Here is a 17,630-nt window from a genome sequence, read left to right as displayed (position 1 = left end):
GTCGGGGGGCCCGGCGGGGGGGGGGGGGGGGGGGGGGGGGGGGCCCCGGCGCCCCGCCCCCGCGCCCCCGCGCCCCCCCCCCCCCCGACCGTGTTCTCGGAATCTTGTGGCGGCAGTGGCGCGGGGCTTGTCCGGGGCAGCCCGAGACGGTCGGCGGCCGCACCGACCTCGGAGGTTCTGGTACTGCTGGGGCGTTCCGCGGCCGGAGTGACTGAGGGGGCGGCCGAGGCGATGGATTGCCGGCCGGCGGGGACGTCTGCGGTACAGGCCCGTGACTGCGCGGGGTGGGCAGTGTTAGAAAGGCCGGATGGCAGACCGTTTCGCCCGAGTTCGGCATATATCGCCGTGGTCGCTGGTGCGAAGGAACACGCGAAGCGTCGCGGGGCAGATATTCCTCCTGCAGGTGGCGCTGGTGGTGCTGCTCGTGGCATTCGCCGTCTTCGCCCTCGTCCTGCAGTCACGGCGGCACACCAATGCCGAGGCCGAACGGCGCTCCATAGCCGTCGCGCAGACATTCGCGCACTCCCCGGGCGTGCTGAACGCACTGCAAGCCCCCGATCCCTCGAAGGTCCTTCAGCCGCTGACCGAGGCGGGACGCAAGTCCGCGGGCGTCGACTTCGTCGTGGTGATGGACACGAACGGGACCCGCTACACCCATCCCCTGCCAGACCGGATCGGGAAGCGGTTCGTAGGAGAGATCGAGCCGTCGCTGGCGGGGAGGGTCTATACCGAAAGCGTGCGCGGCCCCCTCGGCCAGGAAGTCCAGGCGACCGTGCCCATCCGAGATTCCCGGGGCGAGGTGGCGGCCCTCGTCTCCGCCGGGCTGAAGGTCAAGAACGTGACCAGCCTGGTGGACCGGCAGATTCCGATCATCCTGACCGCCGGGGCGGGCGCACTCGGGGCGGCCACCGCCGCAACGGTGCTGGTGGGCAGACGGCTGCGACGGCAGACGCACAGCCTGGCCCCCAACGAGATGACCCGCATGTACACGCACCACGACGCGGTGCTGCACTCCGTGCGCGAAGGGGTGCTCATCGTCAATGGTGAGGGGCGACTGCTGCTGGCGAACGACGAGGCGAAGCGGCTCCTGGAGCTGCCCCCTGACGCAGAGGGGAAGCATGTGTCCCAGATGCCGACCCTGGAACCTGAGATGGCGTCGTTGCTCGGCTCCGGCCGCGAGGCCGCCGACGAGGTGCACCTGGCCGGGCCGCGGCTGCTGGTGGTCAACCAGAGGCCCACGGACTGCGGCGGAGGCCCCAAGGGCACCGTGGTGACGCTGCGGGATTCCACGGAGCTCCAGGCGGTCTCCGGCAGGGCCGCGATCACCGGTGAGCGGCTGAAACTCCTCTACGACGCCGGACTGGGCATCGGCACCACCCTGGACGTGGTCCGGACAGCCGACGAACTCGCCCGGATCGCTGTCCCTCGTTTCGCCGACTTCGTCACCGTGGACCTGGCCGACGCGGTACTGCACGGCGAGGAACCGGCGACCACGGCACAGGGCATGAGACGCGTCGCCGTATGCGGCATCCGCGACGACCAACCGCTCTACGAGAAGGGCCGGCTGATCGACTTCCTGCCGTCCACGCCCCAGGCACGCGGCTACGGCACCGGCCGCTCGGAACTGGTGACCGACTTGTCCGCCGAGACGGGCTGGCACCTGCAGGACCCCCAGCGCACCGAGCAGATAGTGGACTACGGCATCCATTCGCTGATATCGGCTCCGATCCAGGCCCGCGGTGTCGTGCTGGGCATGGTCAACTTCTGGCGCTCCAAGGAGCACGAACCCTTCGACCAGGAGGAGCTCTCACTGGCGGAGGAGCTGGTGGCTCGTGCCGCGGTCAGCATCGACAACGCCCGCCGGTACACGCGCGAGCACGCCCTGGCGGTCACGCTCCAGCGCAGCCTGCTGCCGCGAGGTCTGCCCGAGCAGAGCGCCCTCGATGTCGGTTACCGGTACCTCCCGGCCCAGTCGGGTGTGAGCGGGGACTGGTTCGATGTGATCCCTCTGCCGGGCAGCCGCGTGGCGCTGGTCGTCGGTGACGTGGTCGGCCACGGCCTGCACGCCGCCGCGACCATGGGGCGGCTGCGGACCGCGGTGCACAACTTCTCCTCGCTCGATCTGCCGCCCGACGAGCTGCTGAGCCATCTGGACGACCTGGTCGGGCGCATCGACCAGGACGAGACGTCCACGGACAGCCCCGCCGCCGTCGTGGGCGCCACCTGCCTGTACGCGATCTACGACCCCGTGACGTGCCGCTGCACCATGGCACGAGCGGGGCACCTGGCGCCTGCGCTGGTCCAGCCCGACGGGAACGTCACCTTCGTCGACCTCCCGCCGGGTCCGCCCCTGGGTCTCGGCGGCATGCCCTTCCAGGCCGCTGAGCTGGACATCGCCGAGGGCTCCCGGCTCGTCCTCTACACCGACGGCCTCATCGAGGACCGGACCCGCGACCTCGACGAGGGAATGGAACTCCTGCGCAAAGCACTGGCGGGTCACCCGGAGCGCTCGCCGGAGGAGAGCTGCAAGGCCGTGCTGAAGTCGCTGCTGCCCGGACGCCCCACGGATGACGTGGCTCTGCTCATCGCCCGTACCCGTGCGCTGCCGCCGGATCGGATCGCCGAGTGGGACGTGCCACCCGATCCGGCCGCCGTCGCGGGGGTGCGCGCGGCGGCGACCGCCAAGCTCGACGAGTGGGGCCTGTCCGAGCTGGGCTTCAGCATGGAACTGGTGCTGAGCGAGCTCGTCACCAACGCCGTTCGCTACGGCTGCGAGCCGATCCGCATGAGGCTCATCCGCGACCGCACGCTGATCTGCGAGGTGGCCGACGGCAGCAGCACCTCGCCCCATCTGCGGTATGCCGCGACGACCGACGAGGGGGGCCGGGGCCTGTTCCTGGTGTCGCAGCTGACCGAGCGCTGGGGAACCCGGTACACGCCCCAGGGCAAGGTGATCTGGGCCGAGCAGGCGCTACCGGACGACGGGGCGGTGCGCGGAGAGGCCCCGGGCCTGTGACGGTGCCGGGGGTCGCCTGCCGCATCCCGTCCCGCACCCCTGCCGGCCGTGCCCTTCGTCCGGTCCGGAACCAAGATCGATTGTCAGTGGTGGGTGGGACGATAGGAGCATCGAGTCGGAACGAGGGGGGCTGTCATGTCCGGAAGCCAGAACTACATCAACCACGTCGCTCTTGTGCTGGATGCCAGTTCGTCGATGTCGCACCTGAGCCGCAAGGTCGTCGAGGTCGCCGACCAGCAGATCGCCTATCTCGCCCGCCGGTCGCGGGAGCTGGACCAGGAGACCCGCGTCACGGTGTACGTCTTCGCGGACAAGGTGGAGTGCGTCATCTACGACAAGGACGTGCTGCGGATGCCGTCGCTGAAGCAGCTGTACCGGGTCGGTGGAATGACGGCTCTGCTGGCGGCCGCACTGAAGTCGCAGCGGGAGCTGGCCCAGACCGCTCAGCTGTACGGCGACCACAGCTTCCTGACGTTCGTGCTCACCGACGGTCAGGAGAACGCGAGTCATCGCTGCCCGGACGCCCCTACCAGGGATGCGCGTGCACTGGTCGCGGCCGTGGCCGAGATGATCGAGACGCAGGACGACAACTGGACGCTGGCCGTTCTCGTGCCGGACCAGATGGGCAAGCGCGAGGCCATGCAGTGCGGTTTCCCGAAGGACAACATCGCCATCTGGGACGCCACGAGCACGCAGGGTCTGGAGGAGGCCGGACAGGTCATCCAGCAGGCCACCGAGAAGTTCATGGTGGGCCGCACGAAGGGCATCCGGGGATCGCGGGCGGTGTTCTCCACGGGTGCGGAGGCGGTCAACGAGGACACCATCAAGGCGGCCGGCCTCACGCCGGTGAACCCGTCGGAGTACCAGCTGATACCGGTGGCTCGTGACGCGTCGATCCGGGACTGGGTCGTCGAATCCGGGCACACCTACCGGACCGGTGGTGCGTTCTACCAGCTGAGCAAGTCGGAGAAGATTCAGGCGCGGAAGCAGATCGCGGTGCTGGAGAAGAAGACGGACCGGGTGTACACGGGTCCCGAGGCCCGGACGCTGCTCGGCCTTCCGGATGTGGAAGTTCGCGTCAGGCCGGACCACAACGACGACTTCACGATCTTCGTGCAGAGCACCAGCGTGAACCGGAAGCTCGTGCCGAACACGCGGCTGCTGCTCATGGTGCCCAAGCCCGCCCCGCAGCCGTAGCCGTAGCCGTAGCGCCCATGCGCCAGGTGCCGCGTGACGTGCGGAAACCGTGACCTTGAAGATCTTGACGTGGGTCAGTGCGGTGGACCATCGTGCGGCATCTGGACGACCGGGGTGGGATGTGGAAGCGAAGCAATACGCGGATCAGTGTTCGGAGCTCTTCGCGGCGGGCGGCTACGCGGCCGTGCGCCGTACCGCGCAGGCCGGACTCGACGAGGTCGGGCCGGATGCGGCGCTGTACCGCTGGCTCGGTCAGGCGCACGCCGCCGAGGACGAGGACGATCACGACGCCGAGGCGGAGCGTGCGTACAGGCAGGGCCTGGCGCTGGCTCCCGATAATCTCGGACTGTTGGTGTGCTACCTCGAGCTCTGTGTCCGAGCCGACGCCTTCGACCATCCTGCCCGGGCCGCTCGCGCCCGCTCCCTCCAGGCCAGGGTCGACGAACTGGCACCGCCGGGCTCGCCGGCCCGTGAACGAGTGGACGCGGTCCTGGGCTGGGCCGGCCGCGGCTACTGGGACGACGTCGCGGCCGCCGTCACCGCGCGCCGGACACAGTACGAAGAGAATGCCGAACTGAGTCGGCACGTCACCGACGCACTGCGCACGGGCGGCGGCAGCCACGTCCCGTCGGGCGCGGCCGACGAGGACATGCGGGCCGCGGAACTCGCGGCAGCGCTCGAGATTCTGCAGGGTCCGGCCAACGCGCCTCTGCGTTTCCTATTGGCCCACCGCTTCGGCGCGTACGTCACCGCGGGTCTGGCAGCCTTCGCGACGAACCGCTTGCTGGTCGAGACCGGTACGGTCTCCTTCAGTCTCTGGGGCTGGCTGCTGTGGATCCCGCTGCTCGCCGCCGACGCCAAGCTGAGCGCGGCTCGCCGACTGGCCCGTCGGCGGGTGATCGCCCGCATCGAGGAACGCCATGCCCGCGAAGCCGCCGCGTCGGCGGCCGACTGACCGGCGGAACTCGTAGCGCACGTCGATACGGTGGTGTCCCTCGCGTAGTTCGGCAAGGGCTGCCCTGTCGGTGCCGTGGATCCGGGCGGGCCGGCGAAGGCTCCCGGTGGAACACCTCGGCTGTCCCCGCACGCAGGTAAGCGTGATCAGGTCGATCTGCTCGTTGCCGCCGTGCTGGTGACGGCTGTGGGCCCGGATGGAGCCGAGAGAGCAGCCGGGTGGATCTTCCGTCGGGCTTCGGCGAAGTTCTGCGTCGCCCGCCGCCCCGAGAGGGCGGCGCAGAACGACGCCCCTGCCGTCTTCGGGAGCCGGGGTGCGTTCCGCACAGCCGCGTGAGCGGACGGCTCGAACCGAGGAACGAACGAGGAGAACAGCGGTGGACTGGTTGACGGGAGTCCTCGGTTTCGCCGCAGGTGTGCTGATCGCGCTCGTCACCGCACCGGTGGGAGTCTCCGGCGCCGTGCTCCTGCTGCCCGTCCAGCTGAGTGTGCTCGGCGTGCCCAGCCCGCCGTCACACCGACGAAGCTGCTGCTCTACAACGTCGTCGCCGGGCCCGGAGCCCTCCTGCGCTACCGACGCGGCGGCCTCCTGTACTGCCCGCTGACCCGTCGTCTGATCGTCGGCACACTCCCAGGAGTCGTCCTGGGCGCGTTGATCCGCGTCTTCGCCGTTCCGGGGCCGGCTGTCTTCCGCTTTTTTGGTCGCCGCCCTGCTGCTCCCCCTCGGCCTTGGCTCGTCGCCCGCACCCTGCGTCCCACCTCCACCGACCCACCGGCCGCGCCGTCACCGCGGACGGCCACCGCGCTCGCGGTGGCGATCGGCGCGGTCGGCGGCGTCTACGGCGTCGGCGGCGGCTCGATCCTCGGGCCCATCCTCGTGGGCCGTGGCGTCCCCGTCGCCCAGGTCGCCCCCGCCGCGCTCGCCTCCACCTTCCTGACCTCACTGGTGGGCGCCGGTACCTACGGACTGCTGTCCCTCACCGGGGGAGACGACATCGCCCCCGACCGGCTCCTCGGGCTGGCCTGCGGACTCGGCGGGCTGACCGGCGGCTACCTCGGCGCTCGCCTCCAGCCTCACCTGCCCGAACGGCTGCTGCGGCTACTGCTGGGCACCCTCGCCACTTCCATGGGCGCTCTCTATGCGGCGCTGGCTTTGTCCACGAGAACGGACAGCAGATGTTCACCACTTCGGGAGGCATCAGAGTACGCCGAGGATTCGAACGGTGATGCTCAACGTCGTGGCTGTGCTTCGGTCCCCGCAGTGGATCAAAACACGTTGGCCAGTCTGCCACGAAGCTGCGACGATGCCCTCTGTTGCTAGCGGAGGGCATTTGTTCGTTTTCGTGTGTGTGGGGTGCGGCGCTGAGCTGACCAACCCGCTGTCCCGGGTCGCCCTGCCGGCCCACGCCCATCAGAAGTACGGGAACGGGATTCAGCTCCCGGTGCTGATGGAATCGGGCACGTTCGCCGTGGACCCGGAGCCCTGGGGGCCGCCGTGGCGGAGATGGGAGGAGATCCATCCGGACGAGGCTGTGGCCCGCGGCATCTACGCGCCGGTCCACGCCCTCTCCGACGGCGCCCCCGGCTCGATCGTCATCGCACCTGGCGACGCCCGCGGCACCCTGCTGATCCCGGAGCGGGCCGGCGGCTACTGTTGCGGCCTCGACGGAGCAGACGGTCCCAACATGGCATGCGAGGGGTGCGGCCTGCCCGTGGCGAGCCGGATCGACGACTGCTCACTCTGGCAGGCGGTATGGCTTGCCCCCAACGCCGTGCGCCGCCTCCTCGTCGACGGCGCCGACTCCGCACCACTCTCCTGGGCAGAGCTGTTGGAGGAAGGGAAGAGCACGCCTCCGTTCGAGCCGGTCGCCACATGGGGGTCGCGGCTCGGGCCGAACCACTTCTGGTCGTGGAGCCCGCAGTGGGAGGCCGCAGTCGGCCAGGCACTCGCTCACCTGCTAGCGGCCTCGGAGGGCCGGCCGGTGACCGTCCCGGACGGTCTGAGTAAGGAAGTGTTCCAGCGCGCCCTCGACGCCCTGTTGCCCGCGGGTCCGCCGGCACGGCGCGCTGTCCTAGCCGGACCAGGACGGCCCACCCCCAACGCGGACGCTGACATCGTCCTCGTGCCGACCCATCCGCAGACCGGAGAGACTTGGGAGCCGGCCGGCCCTGCCACTACGGCCTACCCGGTACCTGTGCCGTTCGGGGTGTGGCTGTGGCTGGCCTTCCCCAAGCCGCACCTGCCAGTTCCCGCGTCGGGCGGCATGCCCGATGGCGTCCTCCGCGACGACCCACCCGCACCGCGTCCACGGTACTTGTTCCGGGCCGATCCGGGCGCGTTTCAGCACACCCTGGTCCGGCTGCCAGCCGTCCGCAGTCCGTGGTTGCGCGAGATCCTCGAAAACCTCACGCAGCACATGCACGCTGGCCTCTTCTAGCGGACTGCCCAAGGTGCCGGTAGCCGGTCTCCGACTTGCTCCGCAATCGAACAGCGCCGGACAGCGGTGCCTCCCGAAGTAGTGAACATCTGCTGTCCGTTCTCATGAACAAAGCCACGGCGCAGACCCTCATGTGAAGAGGGCGTCGTCCGATGCCCGCCCCTCCGTCTGGCGGCGTGGTGGCAGCAGCGCAGATCCGTGTCCGTGGGGTGCCATGGCCGGCGGGGCGGCAGGTGTCATGGTCGGCGTGGCGCCGCGTGCGGGCAGGGCGGGACCGCGACCGACCCCCCGATCCGGTCGCAGCCCCGCCCGCGGGCTTGAGGAACGTCACGAGCCGCAGCAGCCCCCGGCCGCGGGGGCCTCGCCGACGGCTACCGCGGCGGGTGCGCCGATCTGGACCAGTTGCGGTGCCGGGGCGCAGCAGCCGCCCGCTGCCTGGTCGGCCTCGGGGGCGTCGAACAGCCCGGCCCCGCCGCACACCCCGGTCTCCGGGAGGGTGAGTTCGACGCGGTCGGCGGATTCGAGGTCACCGGCGATCGCGGCGACGACGGAGCGGACCTGCTCGTAGCCGGTCATCGCCAGGAACGTCGGGGCACGGCCGTAGGACTTCATGCCGACCAGGTAGACGCCCTGCTCCGGGTGGGCGAGCTCCCGGTGGCCGTGGGGGTAGACGGTGCCGCAGGAGTGCTGGTTGGGGTCGATCAGGGGGGCGAGCGCGACCGGGGCCTGGAGGCGCTCGTCCAGGCCGAGGCGGATCTCCGAGAGGAAGGACAGGTCCGGGCGGAACCCGGTGAGGACGATGGCCTCGTCGACCGCGTCCAGGCGGCGGCCGTCCTCGGCGATGAGGACCAGGCGGCCGTCGGCGTCGCGCTCGACGGTCTCGGTGCGGAACCCGGTGACGGCGTCGACGTAGCCGTCGTCGACAGCGGCCTTCGCCGCCAGTCCGAGTGCCCCGCGGGCGGGCAGTTGGTCGGCTTCGCCGCCGCCGAAGGTGGAGCCGGAGATGCCCCGGCGGAGGACCCACACCGCCTTCGTTCCAGCGTCGTCGGCGCCCTTGGCGAGGTCGGCGAGGTAGGCGAGCGCGGTGAAGGCGGAGGCTCCGGAGCCGATGACGGCGGTGCGCTTGCCCGCGTAGCGGGTTCGTACGGCCGGGTTCTTCAGGTCCGGGACGCGGTAGGTGATCCGGTCGGCGGCGGCGCGCTCGCCGAGGGCGGGCAGGCCGCTGCCGCCGGCGGGGCCGGGCGTGGCCCAGGTGCCGGAGGCGTCGATGACCGCGCGGGCGAACAGGCGCTCCTGCCGGCCGTCGGCGTGAGCGACGTGGACGACGAACGGCTGGGTCTCGCGGTCGGCGTCGACGATGCGGTCGCGCCCGGCGCGGGAGACGCCGGTCACCAGGGCGCCGAAGCGCACGTGGTCGGCGAGGACGTCGGCGAGCGGCTGGAGGTAGTGCTCGGCCCAGTCACCGCCGGAGGGGTAGGTCGCCGGGTCGGGCTTGATCCAGCCGGTGGGGGCGAGGAGCTTCTCGGCCACGGGGTCGGTGAGCTCGCCCCAGGTGGAGAACAGCCGGACGTGCGACCACTCGCGTACCGCCGCCCCGGCGGCCGGGCCGGATTCCAGGACGAGCGGGGTGAGGCCGCGGCCCGTCAGGTGGGCGGCGGCGGCCAGACCGGTGGGGCCGGCTCCGATCACGACGACGGGCAGCTCGGTGGTGGGCGCGTTCACGGCGACTCCTAGCGTGTTTCGACATGTGTCGATGGCTTGCCCGCCCAGCATGACGCCTGTTTCGACAAGCGTCAACATAGACATCCATCGAACTCAGTTCGGAGCGGAGATGGGAACCGCTACCCGCGCCGTGACGAGGTCGCCGCCTGCCTGACCGCGCACGCCGCCCGACTGGACGCGGACGTCCGTATCGGCCGGCCGCCGGGTGGTCGCTGTCCGGCGCGCCAGGCGGGCTCGGGGTGGCCGTGAAGGGCGGTGAGCAGATGGCGGCACGGGGCGTTGTCGCGGCATCCGGCACGTTCGGGCGCCCGTACGGGCCCGCCCTGCCCGGCGAGCTCATCGGCGCGGCGCTGCACGTAACGCGCGCAGTACCGGAACCCGGCACGTTCGTCGGACTGGAGTGGCACCGCAGCCTGGCGGCCGACTCCCTGCGCGGCGTCGGCCGGGACGCCGACCGCGCGGCGCGGCGCCTGGCAGCCCACCTCGCGCACGGCAGAGTCATCCGCCCCTCGCCCACTGGTTCGACGTATGTCAACATAGACGCATGTCGAACGTCGAGGTGCTGCCGCTGCTCGAGACCGCGTCGGATGCCGTGACGCCGTGCTGCCCGCCCCTCACCGAACGCCCGTTCACCGCGGAGGAGGCCGAGACGGCCGCGCGGATGTTCAAGGCGTTGGGCGATCCGGTGCGGCTGCGGCTGTTCTCCGCCGTCGCCTCGCACGAGGGCGGCGAGGCGTGCGTGTGCGACATCTCCGACGTCGGCGTCTCCCAGCCGACCGTCTCCCACCACTTGAAGAAGCTCAAGGAGGCCGGCCTGCTGACCTCCGAGCGGCGCGGCACCTGGGTCTACTACCGGGTCGAGCCGTCAGTGCTGGCCGCGATGGGCAAGCTGCTGACCAGCGCGCCCGGCGCGGCCTGACGGCGACCGGCACGCGCCCCGCGGCCGCGTCATTCGTGCGCAGGCTCCAGGACGAGCCGCTTACGCGAGCAGGCCGGCGATCGCACAGGCCGCTTCGCGTGCGGGCCGGCCGACGCCGATGAGAGTGGCGGAGGCGGGGCCGGTCCAGTCTCCGTAGCCGAGCAGATGCAGTCGTGGCTCGTCCACCGCCCGCGTGCCGGCGGTGGCGATGTGGCCGCGTCGGCCGCGAAGCCGGAGCGGCGCGAGGTGGGACAGGGCGGGCCGGAATCCGGTGCACCAGATGACCGCGTCCGCCTCGGCGCGGGTGCCGTCGGCCCATTCGACACCGCCGGGTACGAGGCGGGCGAACATCGGGCTCGCCTTGAGCAGGCCGCGGTCCCGGGCCTCCCGGACAGGCTCCACGGCGACGATGTCGCCCAGGGCGGCGACGCCGCCGGTGTCGGTGCCGCCCCGGTCGAGGGCGCGGCGGCGGGCGGTGGCCGCGCCGAAGAGGGCACGGCCGTCGACGTCGTCGGCGAGGAAGCGGGGCGGGCGCCGGGCGACCCAGGTCAGCTCGGTGTCGTACGCCAAATCCGCGGCGATCTGGGCGCCGGAGTTGCCGCCGCCGACCACGATCACACGGCGGCCGGCGAAGTCCTGAGGCCGCCGGTACTCGACCGTGTGCAGTTGCTGTCCGGCGAAGTCCCCGCCTCCGGGGACGGCGGGCAGGAATGGACGCCAGGTGCCGGTCGCACTGATCACCGCGCGGCCGTGCCAGGTACCGGAGTCGGTCTCCACGCGCAGGAGTCCGCCGTCCCGGTACACCCCGAGTGCGCGGACCGGCCGCCGCACGGGCAGCTCATACCGCTTCTCGTACTCCCGCAGGTACGCCACCACGTGCGCTGCGTCCGGGTGCTCCTCCCCGGTCTGAGGCGGCATGAGCCGTCCGGGCAGCGAGGAGTAGGCGGCCGGGGAGAACAGGTGCAGGGAGTCCCAGGTGTGCTGCCATGCGCCGCCGGGTTCGGTCCGGGCGTCGAGGATGACGAACTCCAGGCCGAGACGGCGCAGGTGGTAACCGGCGGCGAGCCCGGCCTGTCCGCCGCCGATCACCACCACCTGGGCCGTCCGGGTCACTCGGCTGTTTCCCGGCCCGGCATGAAGATCAGCGCCACCAGCGCCAGCCCGACCACCGCGCCGAGCAGTTGCATGCCGATGAAACCCGCCACCGAGCCGGGCGCGATGCCCGCGAAGGTGTCGGTGAAGGCGCGGCCGATGGTCACCGCCGGGTTGGCGAAGGACGTGGAGGACGTGAACCAGTACGCGGCCCCGATGTACGAGGCGACGGCGACGGGCGCGAAGCGGAGCCGGTCGGTGCGGGCCAAGCCGAAGATCAGCAGGATCAGGCCGGCGGTCGCCACGACCTCGCCGAGCAGGAGATGGCCCGCCGACCGGTCATGGGTGGACCACTTCACCAGCGGTTCGCCGAACATGGCGTCGGCCAGGACCGCGCCCGCGATCGCGCCCACGACCTGGGACGGGACGTACACGGCCGCCTCGCGCAGGCTGACCCCGGCGCCGCCACGGCGGGCGGTCCACCACTCGGCCAAGGTCACGGCCGGGTTGAAGTGCGCACCCGAGACCGGACCCAGCAGGGTGATCAGCACGCCCAGGCCGAAGACCGTGGCGGTGGAGTTGGCCAGCAGTTGCAGCCCGACGTCCTCGGTGAGGTCGGTGGCCTGGATTCCGGAGCCGACCACCACCGCGACCAGGGCCGCGCTGCCCACCAGTTCGGCCGCGGCCCTGGCGAGCAGCGGAGGAGCCTGGGGCGGGGTAGCACCCGGAGCGGGCTCCGGCTCCGCGCCGGGGGCGCCGGGGGCCAGGTCGGACTCCCCGGTCCTGTCGTGCTCGGTGGCCTCGCTGGCCTCGGTGGCGGACAAACGGCACTCCTCGGGTGCGGGTGGAAGGCGACAGGCGCCACATCAGGGGCAGGACCGCTTGACGTTGTTCTCGGCGGTGACGCGCGCGGTCTCCGCGAGGGCGGCGACCTGACCGGCAAGCGAGGCGATGACGTCGGGCTTGAGCCGGTAGTAGGTGAACCGGCCGCACGGCTCCGTCTCCACGACCCCCGCCTCGCGCAGCACCTTCAGATGGTTGGAGAGGTTGGTCTGCCGGGCCCCCGTCTCCTCGATCAGGTGCGTGCTGCAGAGCGTCTCCTGGGCGAGCAGGGTGACGATCCGGAGCCGGAGCGGGTCCGCGAGCACCCGCAGCAGATCAGTGTCGACCGACGTCATCATGGACTGATACTGTCACATCAGTCGGAGCTGATACCAGCCCGGACTGATCCTTGGGACCGCATCTCCACTCCCGTCAGGACCAGGCCGCGAGTGGGTTCCATGACCGCATCCCCACCCCCCCTGCCCAGCCGCATCACCTGCTTGATCCACTGACGAAGGAAGAACCGATGTCCCCCAGCCCCGTCGCCTCCGTCCTGTTCGTCTGTGTCCACAACGCCGGCCGTTCGCAGATGGCCGCCGGCTTCCTCAGCCACCTCGCGGGCGACCGCATCGAGGTCCGCTCCGCCGGCTCCCTCCCGGGCGACCAGGTCAACCCCGCCGCCGTCGAGGCCATGAAGGAAGTCGGCGTCGACATCTCCGCGGCCACGCCGAAGGTCCTCACCACCGAGGCCGTCCAGGCGTCCGACTACGTCATCACCATGGGCTGCGGCGACGCCTGCCCGGTCTTCCCCGGCAAGCAGTACCTCGACTGGACCCTCGAGGACCCGGCGGGCAAGGGCGTCGAGGCCGTACGCCCGATCCGCGACGAGATCAGGACCCGCGTCGAGGCGCTCGTCGCAGAGATCGACGCCAAGCAGCAGGCGTGACTCCGGTTGGGACGCCTTCTTCTTCGGCGTCGTCGCCGTCGCGAGGTCACTGATCACCGGCGCCACCGGGGACCGAGCCCTGCGCCGCAGTACCGAGGCCGATGCCGCCCGCCTGGGATCGTCGGTCAGTCGCTCTCCCGGTAGTTCATGAACCAGTGGGTGTCGAAGTAGCGGGCCATCGTGAACGGGTGATGCGGGTCGACGAGGATGCGGCAGACGAACTCCGCGGCCTGGCAGTCGAAGGGGACGTACTCGCCGTCGAAGGTCCGCACCACCACGGGCCAGCGGTCGGGGTCGTCGCCTGCGACCCGCCAGCAGTACAGGTCCTCGTGCTCCGTGCCCGCCCAGCTCAGCAGGCCGTCCTCCCTGGAATCCGCCCACGGCTCCTGGTGCAGGTCCAGCCATGCGTCGAAGGCGCCCTCGCCGAAGGTTTCGACCATGCGCTTGTAGTCGCTCGGCAGCGCGGTGCCCAGGCGCGACTCCACCTCCGCCCAGTCCACGTCCGGCCGCTGGGCGGGCTGCGTCCAGCCCGTGATCCGCTTGAGTCGCTCCGTCCAGTCGACGTCCCCGTCCTCCTCCGGAGTGACCGCCAAGGGTTCCGGCACAGCCCGGTGAGCGACCACCAGCACCGGCCGCTCGATCCCTTCGGCGTCCCGCGCCGTACCGGTGCCGACCCACCGGTCCCCGTACGCCCACGCCCGTATCTTCACGGCCCGGTCCTCGAAGGGGACGAGGAGAGCCGCGCCTCCGGCCTCGTCGACGGTCGGATCGGTGAAGCCGTCGAGGACGAGGGTGCGCGGTGCGCCGTACCTGCCGCCGAGCAGGTCGGTCAGGTCCTGCGGATCCAGGTCGTCGGGCAGGTACATGTAGCCGTTGCCCGGGCCGAGTCGGGCCAGCAGGTCGGTGACGGTCGCTTGCGTGAGCTCCATGGCGGACAGTGAAGCGCACGGCACTGACAATGACGTGCTGACAGACGTCCTGGAGTCACCTCGCGCTCGTAGCCGCGGTGGGGACGCCGAGGGCACGCCGACAGCACGCCGTCAGGACCGACGTAACGCGGCCACCTGCCCACAAGCCTGCGCCGCGGCTGGTTCGCGCTGAACGTCGCCCATGACACGCACCGGCGGTAATTCCCTCGCGTCGTGGTCGGAAGAGGCCCAGACTCGGCTCATGGCTGACATGGGGGCGTTCCGGGACGCGGTCACCGCGTGGGCGGCGGGTGGCCCCGGCGGTCCCGCGCACGAGCTGGCCGAGCGGCTGTCCGTCCGGGCGGCCGTCCTGCTCGAAGGGCCGAGCGACGTCGCCGCGGTCGACGCGCTGGCAGAGCGCCGCGGCCGGAACCTGGCGGCCGAGGGGGTCTGCGTCCTGCCGATCGGCGGTGCGATGAGCATCGGACGCTACGCCCGGCTCCTCGGCTCCCCCGGCCTCGGCCTCCGCCTCACGGGACTGTGCGACGAGGCGGAGCGCCCCTACTACGCCCGCGGCTTCGAGCGGGCCGGTGCGGCACAGCAAGGCTTCTTCGTCTGCGCGGCGGATCTCGAGGACGAGCTCATCCGCGCGCTGGGCATGACACGGGTGGAGGAGCTCGTCCGGGCGGAGGGCGATCTGCGTGCCCTGCAGACCTTCCTGCGCCAGCCCGCACAGCAGGGCCGCGCCCCACAGCGGCAGTACAGGCGCTTCTTCGGAACGAAGAAGGGGCGCAAGATCCACTACGGCCGCGTCCTCGTCGAGGCCCTCGACCCCGACCACGTCCCGGCCCCGCTCGACGGTCTGCTCACCAGCCTCTGACCGCCGGGCGACGCCGGTCCGGGCGGACACGACACGCATGCCCGCCACGGGGGTCTCCGGTCAGGCGTTCAGCCCGCGGCGACGGGCTGACGATGCGGTGGCCCGCCTCGACGTCCGCTCTGCACACAGCAGTTCAGCCCCGCCAGGTGGTGTCACCGAGCGGGGCTGACCCGTGTGCGCGGTCGTGAAGGGCGGTCGCCTACGCGGCGAAAGGCTCTGCAGGGCTTCAGCCGAACGATCGTACCTGCAGGCTGTAGATGAGGCCCCGGGACACTGTCCCCTCCACAACCACGTACCTCCCAACACAGCCGGCCCTGTCCGCAATCCCGGCGGTGCGCCGCGTTCTTCTGCCCGGCCGGCCGGGGCCGCGCGGGATCTTTTGCGGATCAGACCTTGGGGACGCGCAGGGCAAGGAGGGCGACGTCGTCGTCGTTCCCGGCGGGGCGGACACGGCGGAGCAACTGGTCGGTGAACGAGGCGAGGGGGCGGTGGGCGAGGGCTGCGGCGTGCTGGCGCAGTTGGTCCAGGCCCGTGTCGAGGGTGTGCCCGGGTGCTTCGATGAGGCCGTCGGTGTACAGCAGCAGCGTGGATCCGGGCGGGAGCAAGGCTGTGGCGTCAGGGCGCGGAATGCCCGTCTGGGTGCCCAGGAGGATGCCGTGGCCGTCGGTGAGGTAGCCGGCCAGCCCGTCCCGGCTGATCAGGAGGGGCGGAGGATGGCCGGCGTTGGTCCAGGACAGCTTCCAGTGACCGTTGTCGGCCGCTTCGGCCCGGGCGAAGATCATCGTGGCCATGGTGACGTCGGTGATGTGCTGGATCGCCTCGTCGAGCCGTTCGACGATCCGGCTGGGGGGTTCCTTCTGGGACCAGGCGTAGGCGCGGAGCATGTTGCGGACCTGCGCCATTCCGGCCGCCGCCTCCAGGTCGTGCCCGACGACGTCTCCGATGGCCAGGGCTGTGGACGCGTCGGACAGAGGGAAGGCGTCGTACCAGTCGCCGCCGACCTGCGAGGCGTGGGGTGCGGGCACGTAGCGGACGGTCAACTGCAGGCCCGGAACGCCCGGCATCTGGGGCAGCAGATGGTTCTGCATGGTCTCGGCCACCTTGCGCTGGCGCTGGTAGAGGCGGGCGTTGTCCAGGGCGAGACCGGCGCGGCGTGCGATGTCCTCGATCAGGGGAAGGTCGGCGGGGGTGAAGTCCGCCGGATTGTCGGCGCGGCCCAGGGTCAGGGCCCCCAGGACTTCGCGGGTGCTGCGGATGGGGGCGATGGCCGCGGAGTGCATCCCCGTGGCGTCGAAGAGGCGGCGCTGCTCCACCGCGATCCCGGAATCCGGTGTTCCCTGGTAGGTCTTCGGGCCCGCCAGGGTGGAGGCGACGCCGCGCAGGGCTCTGGACAGCGGCATGGGTGATTCCTCGGGGACCGGCGGCATCGGTCCCTGCAGGTCCTCGTGGGGTACGAGCGTGTCACCGTCGGCGTGGACCACGACGGCACGCCACACCTCGTCGCGCTCGGTGATGAGGTCGACGACCGCCCAGTCCGCCAGTCGGGGCACGACAAGGCTCACCAGCCGCTGCAGCGCCTCGTCGACGTCGAGGGTGGACGTCAGCTGCGCGGTGGTCTCGGCCAGCAGAGCGAGCCGTTGCAGTTCCGACAGATGCTGGGCCATCGGCTCCGGTCGCGGACCGGCCTCCAGCGGGTGCTCGGGGGTGTGGAAGACGACGAGCGTGCCGACCTGGCGGTCGCCGATGTCGTACGGGGTGATCAGCCAGGAGATGTGCAGCAGGGAACCGTCGGCGCGTGCGAAGTAGTCCTCGTCGGCCTGGGCTGTGCGCCCGGCGTGGAACGCCTGCCGCATGGCGCACTGGGTCCTCGGCAGCGGCTCCCCCTGCGGACCGCGGTGCAGCAGGTCGTGCGCGTCGTGGCCGAGGATTTCCGCGGCGGGCCGGTCCAGCAGGTACTCGGCGTGGGCGTTGACGGCGACGATGCAACCTTGCTCGTCGACGACGTAGGCGCCGGCGCCGATGGCGTCCAGCGCCCCGGTCAGCGCGGCGGAGGCTGTCCGTACGGACGCCCCGTGGGCGGTCTCCGCATGCTCCGACCCCGCCATCGCGGCCTCCTTTGTCGATCGGGCCGGCACCGCGTTCGCCGTCGGCGCGTCTGCCCGTGTCCGCTTCTCTGCTTGCCTGCCTCCCGTATGCCCCTGCGCCTGCGAATTCCACGTCGGGGGCACCGAGGATCGCCGCTGCGGGGCCTCCGGGGGTGCCTGTGAACTGGCTCCGTGATCGCCGTCAGGCCGTCACCGGTTGTCGGGCGCGGCCCAGGAGACGAGTTGGAGGACCACACCGTTCGGGTCGGTGACCTGGAAGAGGCGCTCGCCCCACGGCTCTTCGCGCAGCGGCAGGGTGATGGAGACGCCTTCGTCCTGCAGTCGCTCGTACTCGGCCTCCAGGTCGTCCACGGTGAAGGCGATGATCACACCCGCGGCGTGCTGGTCCCTGAAGCCGTCGGGCAGGACCTCGATGCCGCGCTGCAGAAAGATCACGTTGGCGGCGTCCTCCCGGACCAGTGAGGCGAAGCCTTCGGCGGCCATGGCCTCCTGGAAACCGAAGTGCCTGGTCAGGAATGCGGCGGAGGCGGGAACGTCATCGACGGTCAGGGAGACGGCGGTGGAAGCGATCTTCATGGTTCTCCTGAGGTCGGAAACAATCTCTGTACGTTGTACAGTATACGTCGTACAG

15 protein-coding genes are annotated in these 17,630 nt (G+C 71.2%); 8 read left to right on the top strand and 7 right to left on the bottom strand.

Annotation, left to right across the window (positions count from 1 at the left end; all coding sequences use genetic code 11):
- Positions 1-307: 307 nt before the first annotated feature.
- The 5 genes from ACIHAR_RS28170 to ACIHAR_RS28150 all read left to right on the top strand — a co-directional run bounded on the left by ACIHAR_RS28170 (position 308) and on the right by ACIHAR_RS28150 (position 7,605).
- Positions 308-3,016, top strand: coding sequence for a SpoIIE family protein phosphatase (locus tag ACIHAR_RS28170; RefSeq protein ID WP_400022464.1), 2,709 nt, complete (start codon positions 308-310; stop codon positions 3,014-3,016).
- A 135-nt stretch (positions 3,017-3,151) separates the two neighbouring features.
- Entirely contained in the window at positions 3,152-4,213 is a 1,062-nt protein-coding gene (locus ACIHAR_RS28165; protein WP_400022463.1) for a vWA domain-containing protein, read from the top strand.
- A 49-nt stretch (positions 4,214-4,262) separates the two neighbouring features.
- Positions 4,263-5,168, top strand: coding sequence for a hypothetical protein (locus ACIHAR_RS28160; protein WP_400022462.1), 906 nt, complete (start codon positions 4,263-4,265; stop codon positions 5,166-5,168).
- Between the two features lie 381 nt (positions 5,169-5,549).
- The gene (locus ACIHAR_RS28155) at positions 5,550-6,488 is read left to right on the top strand and encodes a TSUP family transporter (RefSeq protein WP_400022467.1); all 939 of its coding nucleotides are present in this window, start codon (positions 5,550-5,552) and stop codon (positions 6,486-6,488) included.
- A 10-nt stretch (positions 6,489-6,498) separates the two neighbouring features.
- Entirely contained in the window at positions 6,499-7,605 is a 1,107-nt protein-coding gene (locus ACIHAR_RS28150) for a hypothetical protein (protein ID WP_365454060.1), read from the top strand.
- Between the two features lie 327 nt (positions 7,606-7,932).
- On the opposite strand, the gene ACIHAR_RS28145 is transcribed toward ACIHAR_RS28150, so the two are convergent.
- Entirely contained in the window at positions 7,933-9,327 is a 1,395-nt protein-coding gene (locus tag ACIHAR_RS28145; RefSeq protein ID WP_400022461.1) for an NAD(P)-binding domain-containing protein, read from the bottom strand.
- Positions 9,328-9,871: 544 nt separating this feature from the next.
- On the opposite strand from ACIHAR_RS28145, the gene ACIHAR_RS28140 reads away from it, so the two are divergent.
- Positions 9,872-10,246, top strand: coding sequence for an ArsR/SmtB family transcription factor (locus ACIHAR_RS28140; RefSeq protein ID WP_400022460.1), 375 nt, complete (start codon positions 9,872-9,874; stop codon positions 10,244-10,246).
- A 60-nt stretch (positions 10,247-10,306) separates the two neighbouring features.
- Here ACIHAR_RS28140 and ACIHAR_RS28135 read toward each other — a convergent pair whose 3' ends face one another.
- The 3 genes from ACIHAR_RS28135 to ACIHAR_RS28125 all read right to left on the bottom strand — a co-directional run bounded on the left by ACIHAR_RS28135 (position 10,307) and on the right by ACIHAR_RS28125 (position 12,519).
- Complete coding sequence (locus ACIHAR_RS28135) at positions 10,307-11,359, bottom strand: ArsO family NAD(P)H-dependent flavin-containing monooxygenase (protein WP_400022459.1); 1,053 nt, start codon at positions 11,357-11,359, stop codon at positions 10,307-10,309.
- Positions 11,356-12,105, bottom strand: coding sequence for an MIP/aquaporin family protein (locus tag ACIHAR_RS28130; protein ID WP_365454063.1), 750 nt, complete (start codon positions 12,103-12,105; stop codon positions 11,356-11,358). The genes ACIHAR_RS28135 and ACIHAR_RS28130 overlap by 4 nt, the downstream gene beginning before the upstream one ends.
- A 99-nt stretch (positions 12,106-12,204) precedes the next feature.
- Entirely contained in the window at positions 12,205-12,519 is a 315-nt protein-coding gene (locus tag ACIHAR_RS28125; protein WP_365453621.1) for a metalloregulator ArsR/SmtB family transcription factor, read from the bottom strand.
- Positions 12,520-12,686: 167 nt separating this feature from the next.
- Here ACIHAR_RS28125 and ACIHAR_RS28120 point away from each other — a divergent pair, with 167 nt between their 5' ends.
- Positions 12,687-13,106 (top strand): arsenate reductase ArsC, encoded by a 420-nt coding sequence (locus ACIHAR_RS28120; protein WP_400022458.1) that lies wholly within the window; start codon positions 12,687-12,689, stop codon positions 13,104-13,106.
- 125 nt (positions 13,107-13,231) lie between these two features.
- Here the strand turns inward: ACIHAR_RS28120 and ACIHAR_RS28115 are convergent, their stop codons facing one another.
- Positions 13,232-14,035: a hypothetical protein gene (locus tag ACIHAR_RS28115; protein ID WP_400022457.1), complete on the bottom strand. Its 804-nt coding sequence runs from the start codon at positions 14,033-14,035 to the stop codon at positions 13,232-13,234.
- A gap of 241 nt (positions 14,036-14,276) precedes the next feature.
- Here ACIHAR_RS28115 and ACIHAR_RS28110 point away from each other — a divergent pair, with 241 nt between their 5' ends.
- Positions 14,277-14,894 (top strand): TOPRIM nucleotidyl transferase/hydrolase domain-containing protein, encoded by a 618-nt coding sequence (locus tag ACIHAR_RS28110; protein ID WP_365453630.1) that lies wholly within the window; start codon positions 14,277-14,279, stop codon positions 14,892-14,894.
- A 386-nt stretch (positions 14,895-15,280) separates the two neighbouring features.
- Here the strand turns inward: ACIHAR_RS28110 and ACIHAR_RS28105 are convergent, their stop codons facing one another.
- On the bottom strand, positions 15,281-16,999 hold the full coding sequence (locus ACIHAR_RS28105; RefSeq protein WP_365453633.1) for a SpoIIE family protein phosphatase: 1,719 nt from the start codon (positions 16,997-16,999) through the stop codon (positions 15,281-15,283).
- Between the two features lie 189 nt (positions 17,000-17,188).
- Positions 17,189-17,575, bottom strand: coding sequence for a VOC family protein (locus tag ACIHAR_RS28100; protein WP_400022456.1), 387 nt, complete (start codon positions 17,573-17,575; stop codon positions 17,189-17,191).
- Between the last annotated feature and the right edge of the window lie 55 nt (positions 17,576-17,630).

It is taken from the genome of Streptomyces sp. NPDC052016 (assembly GCF_044548445.1).
GTDB lineage: Bacteria > Actinomycetota > Actinomycetes > Streptomycetales > Streptomycetaceae > Streptomyces.
This window is presented reverse-complemented; position numbering and strand designations above follow the sequence as displayed.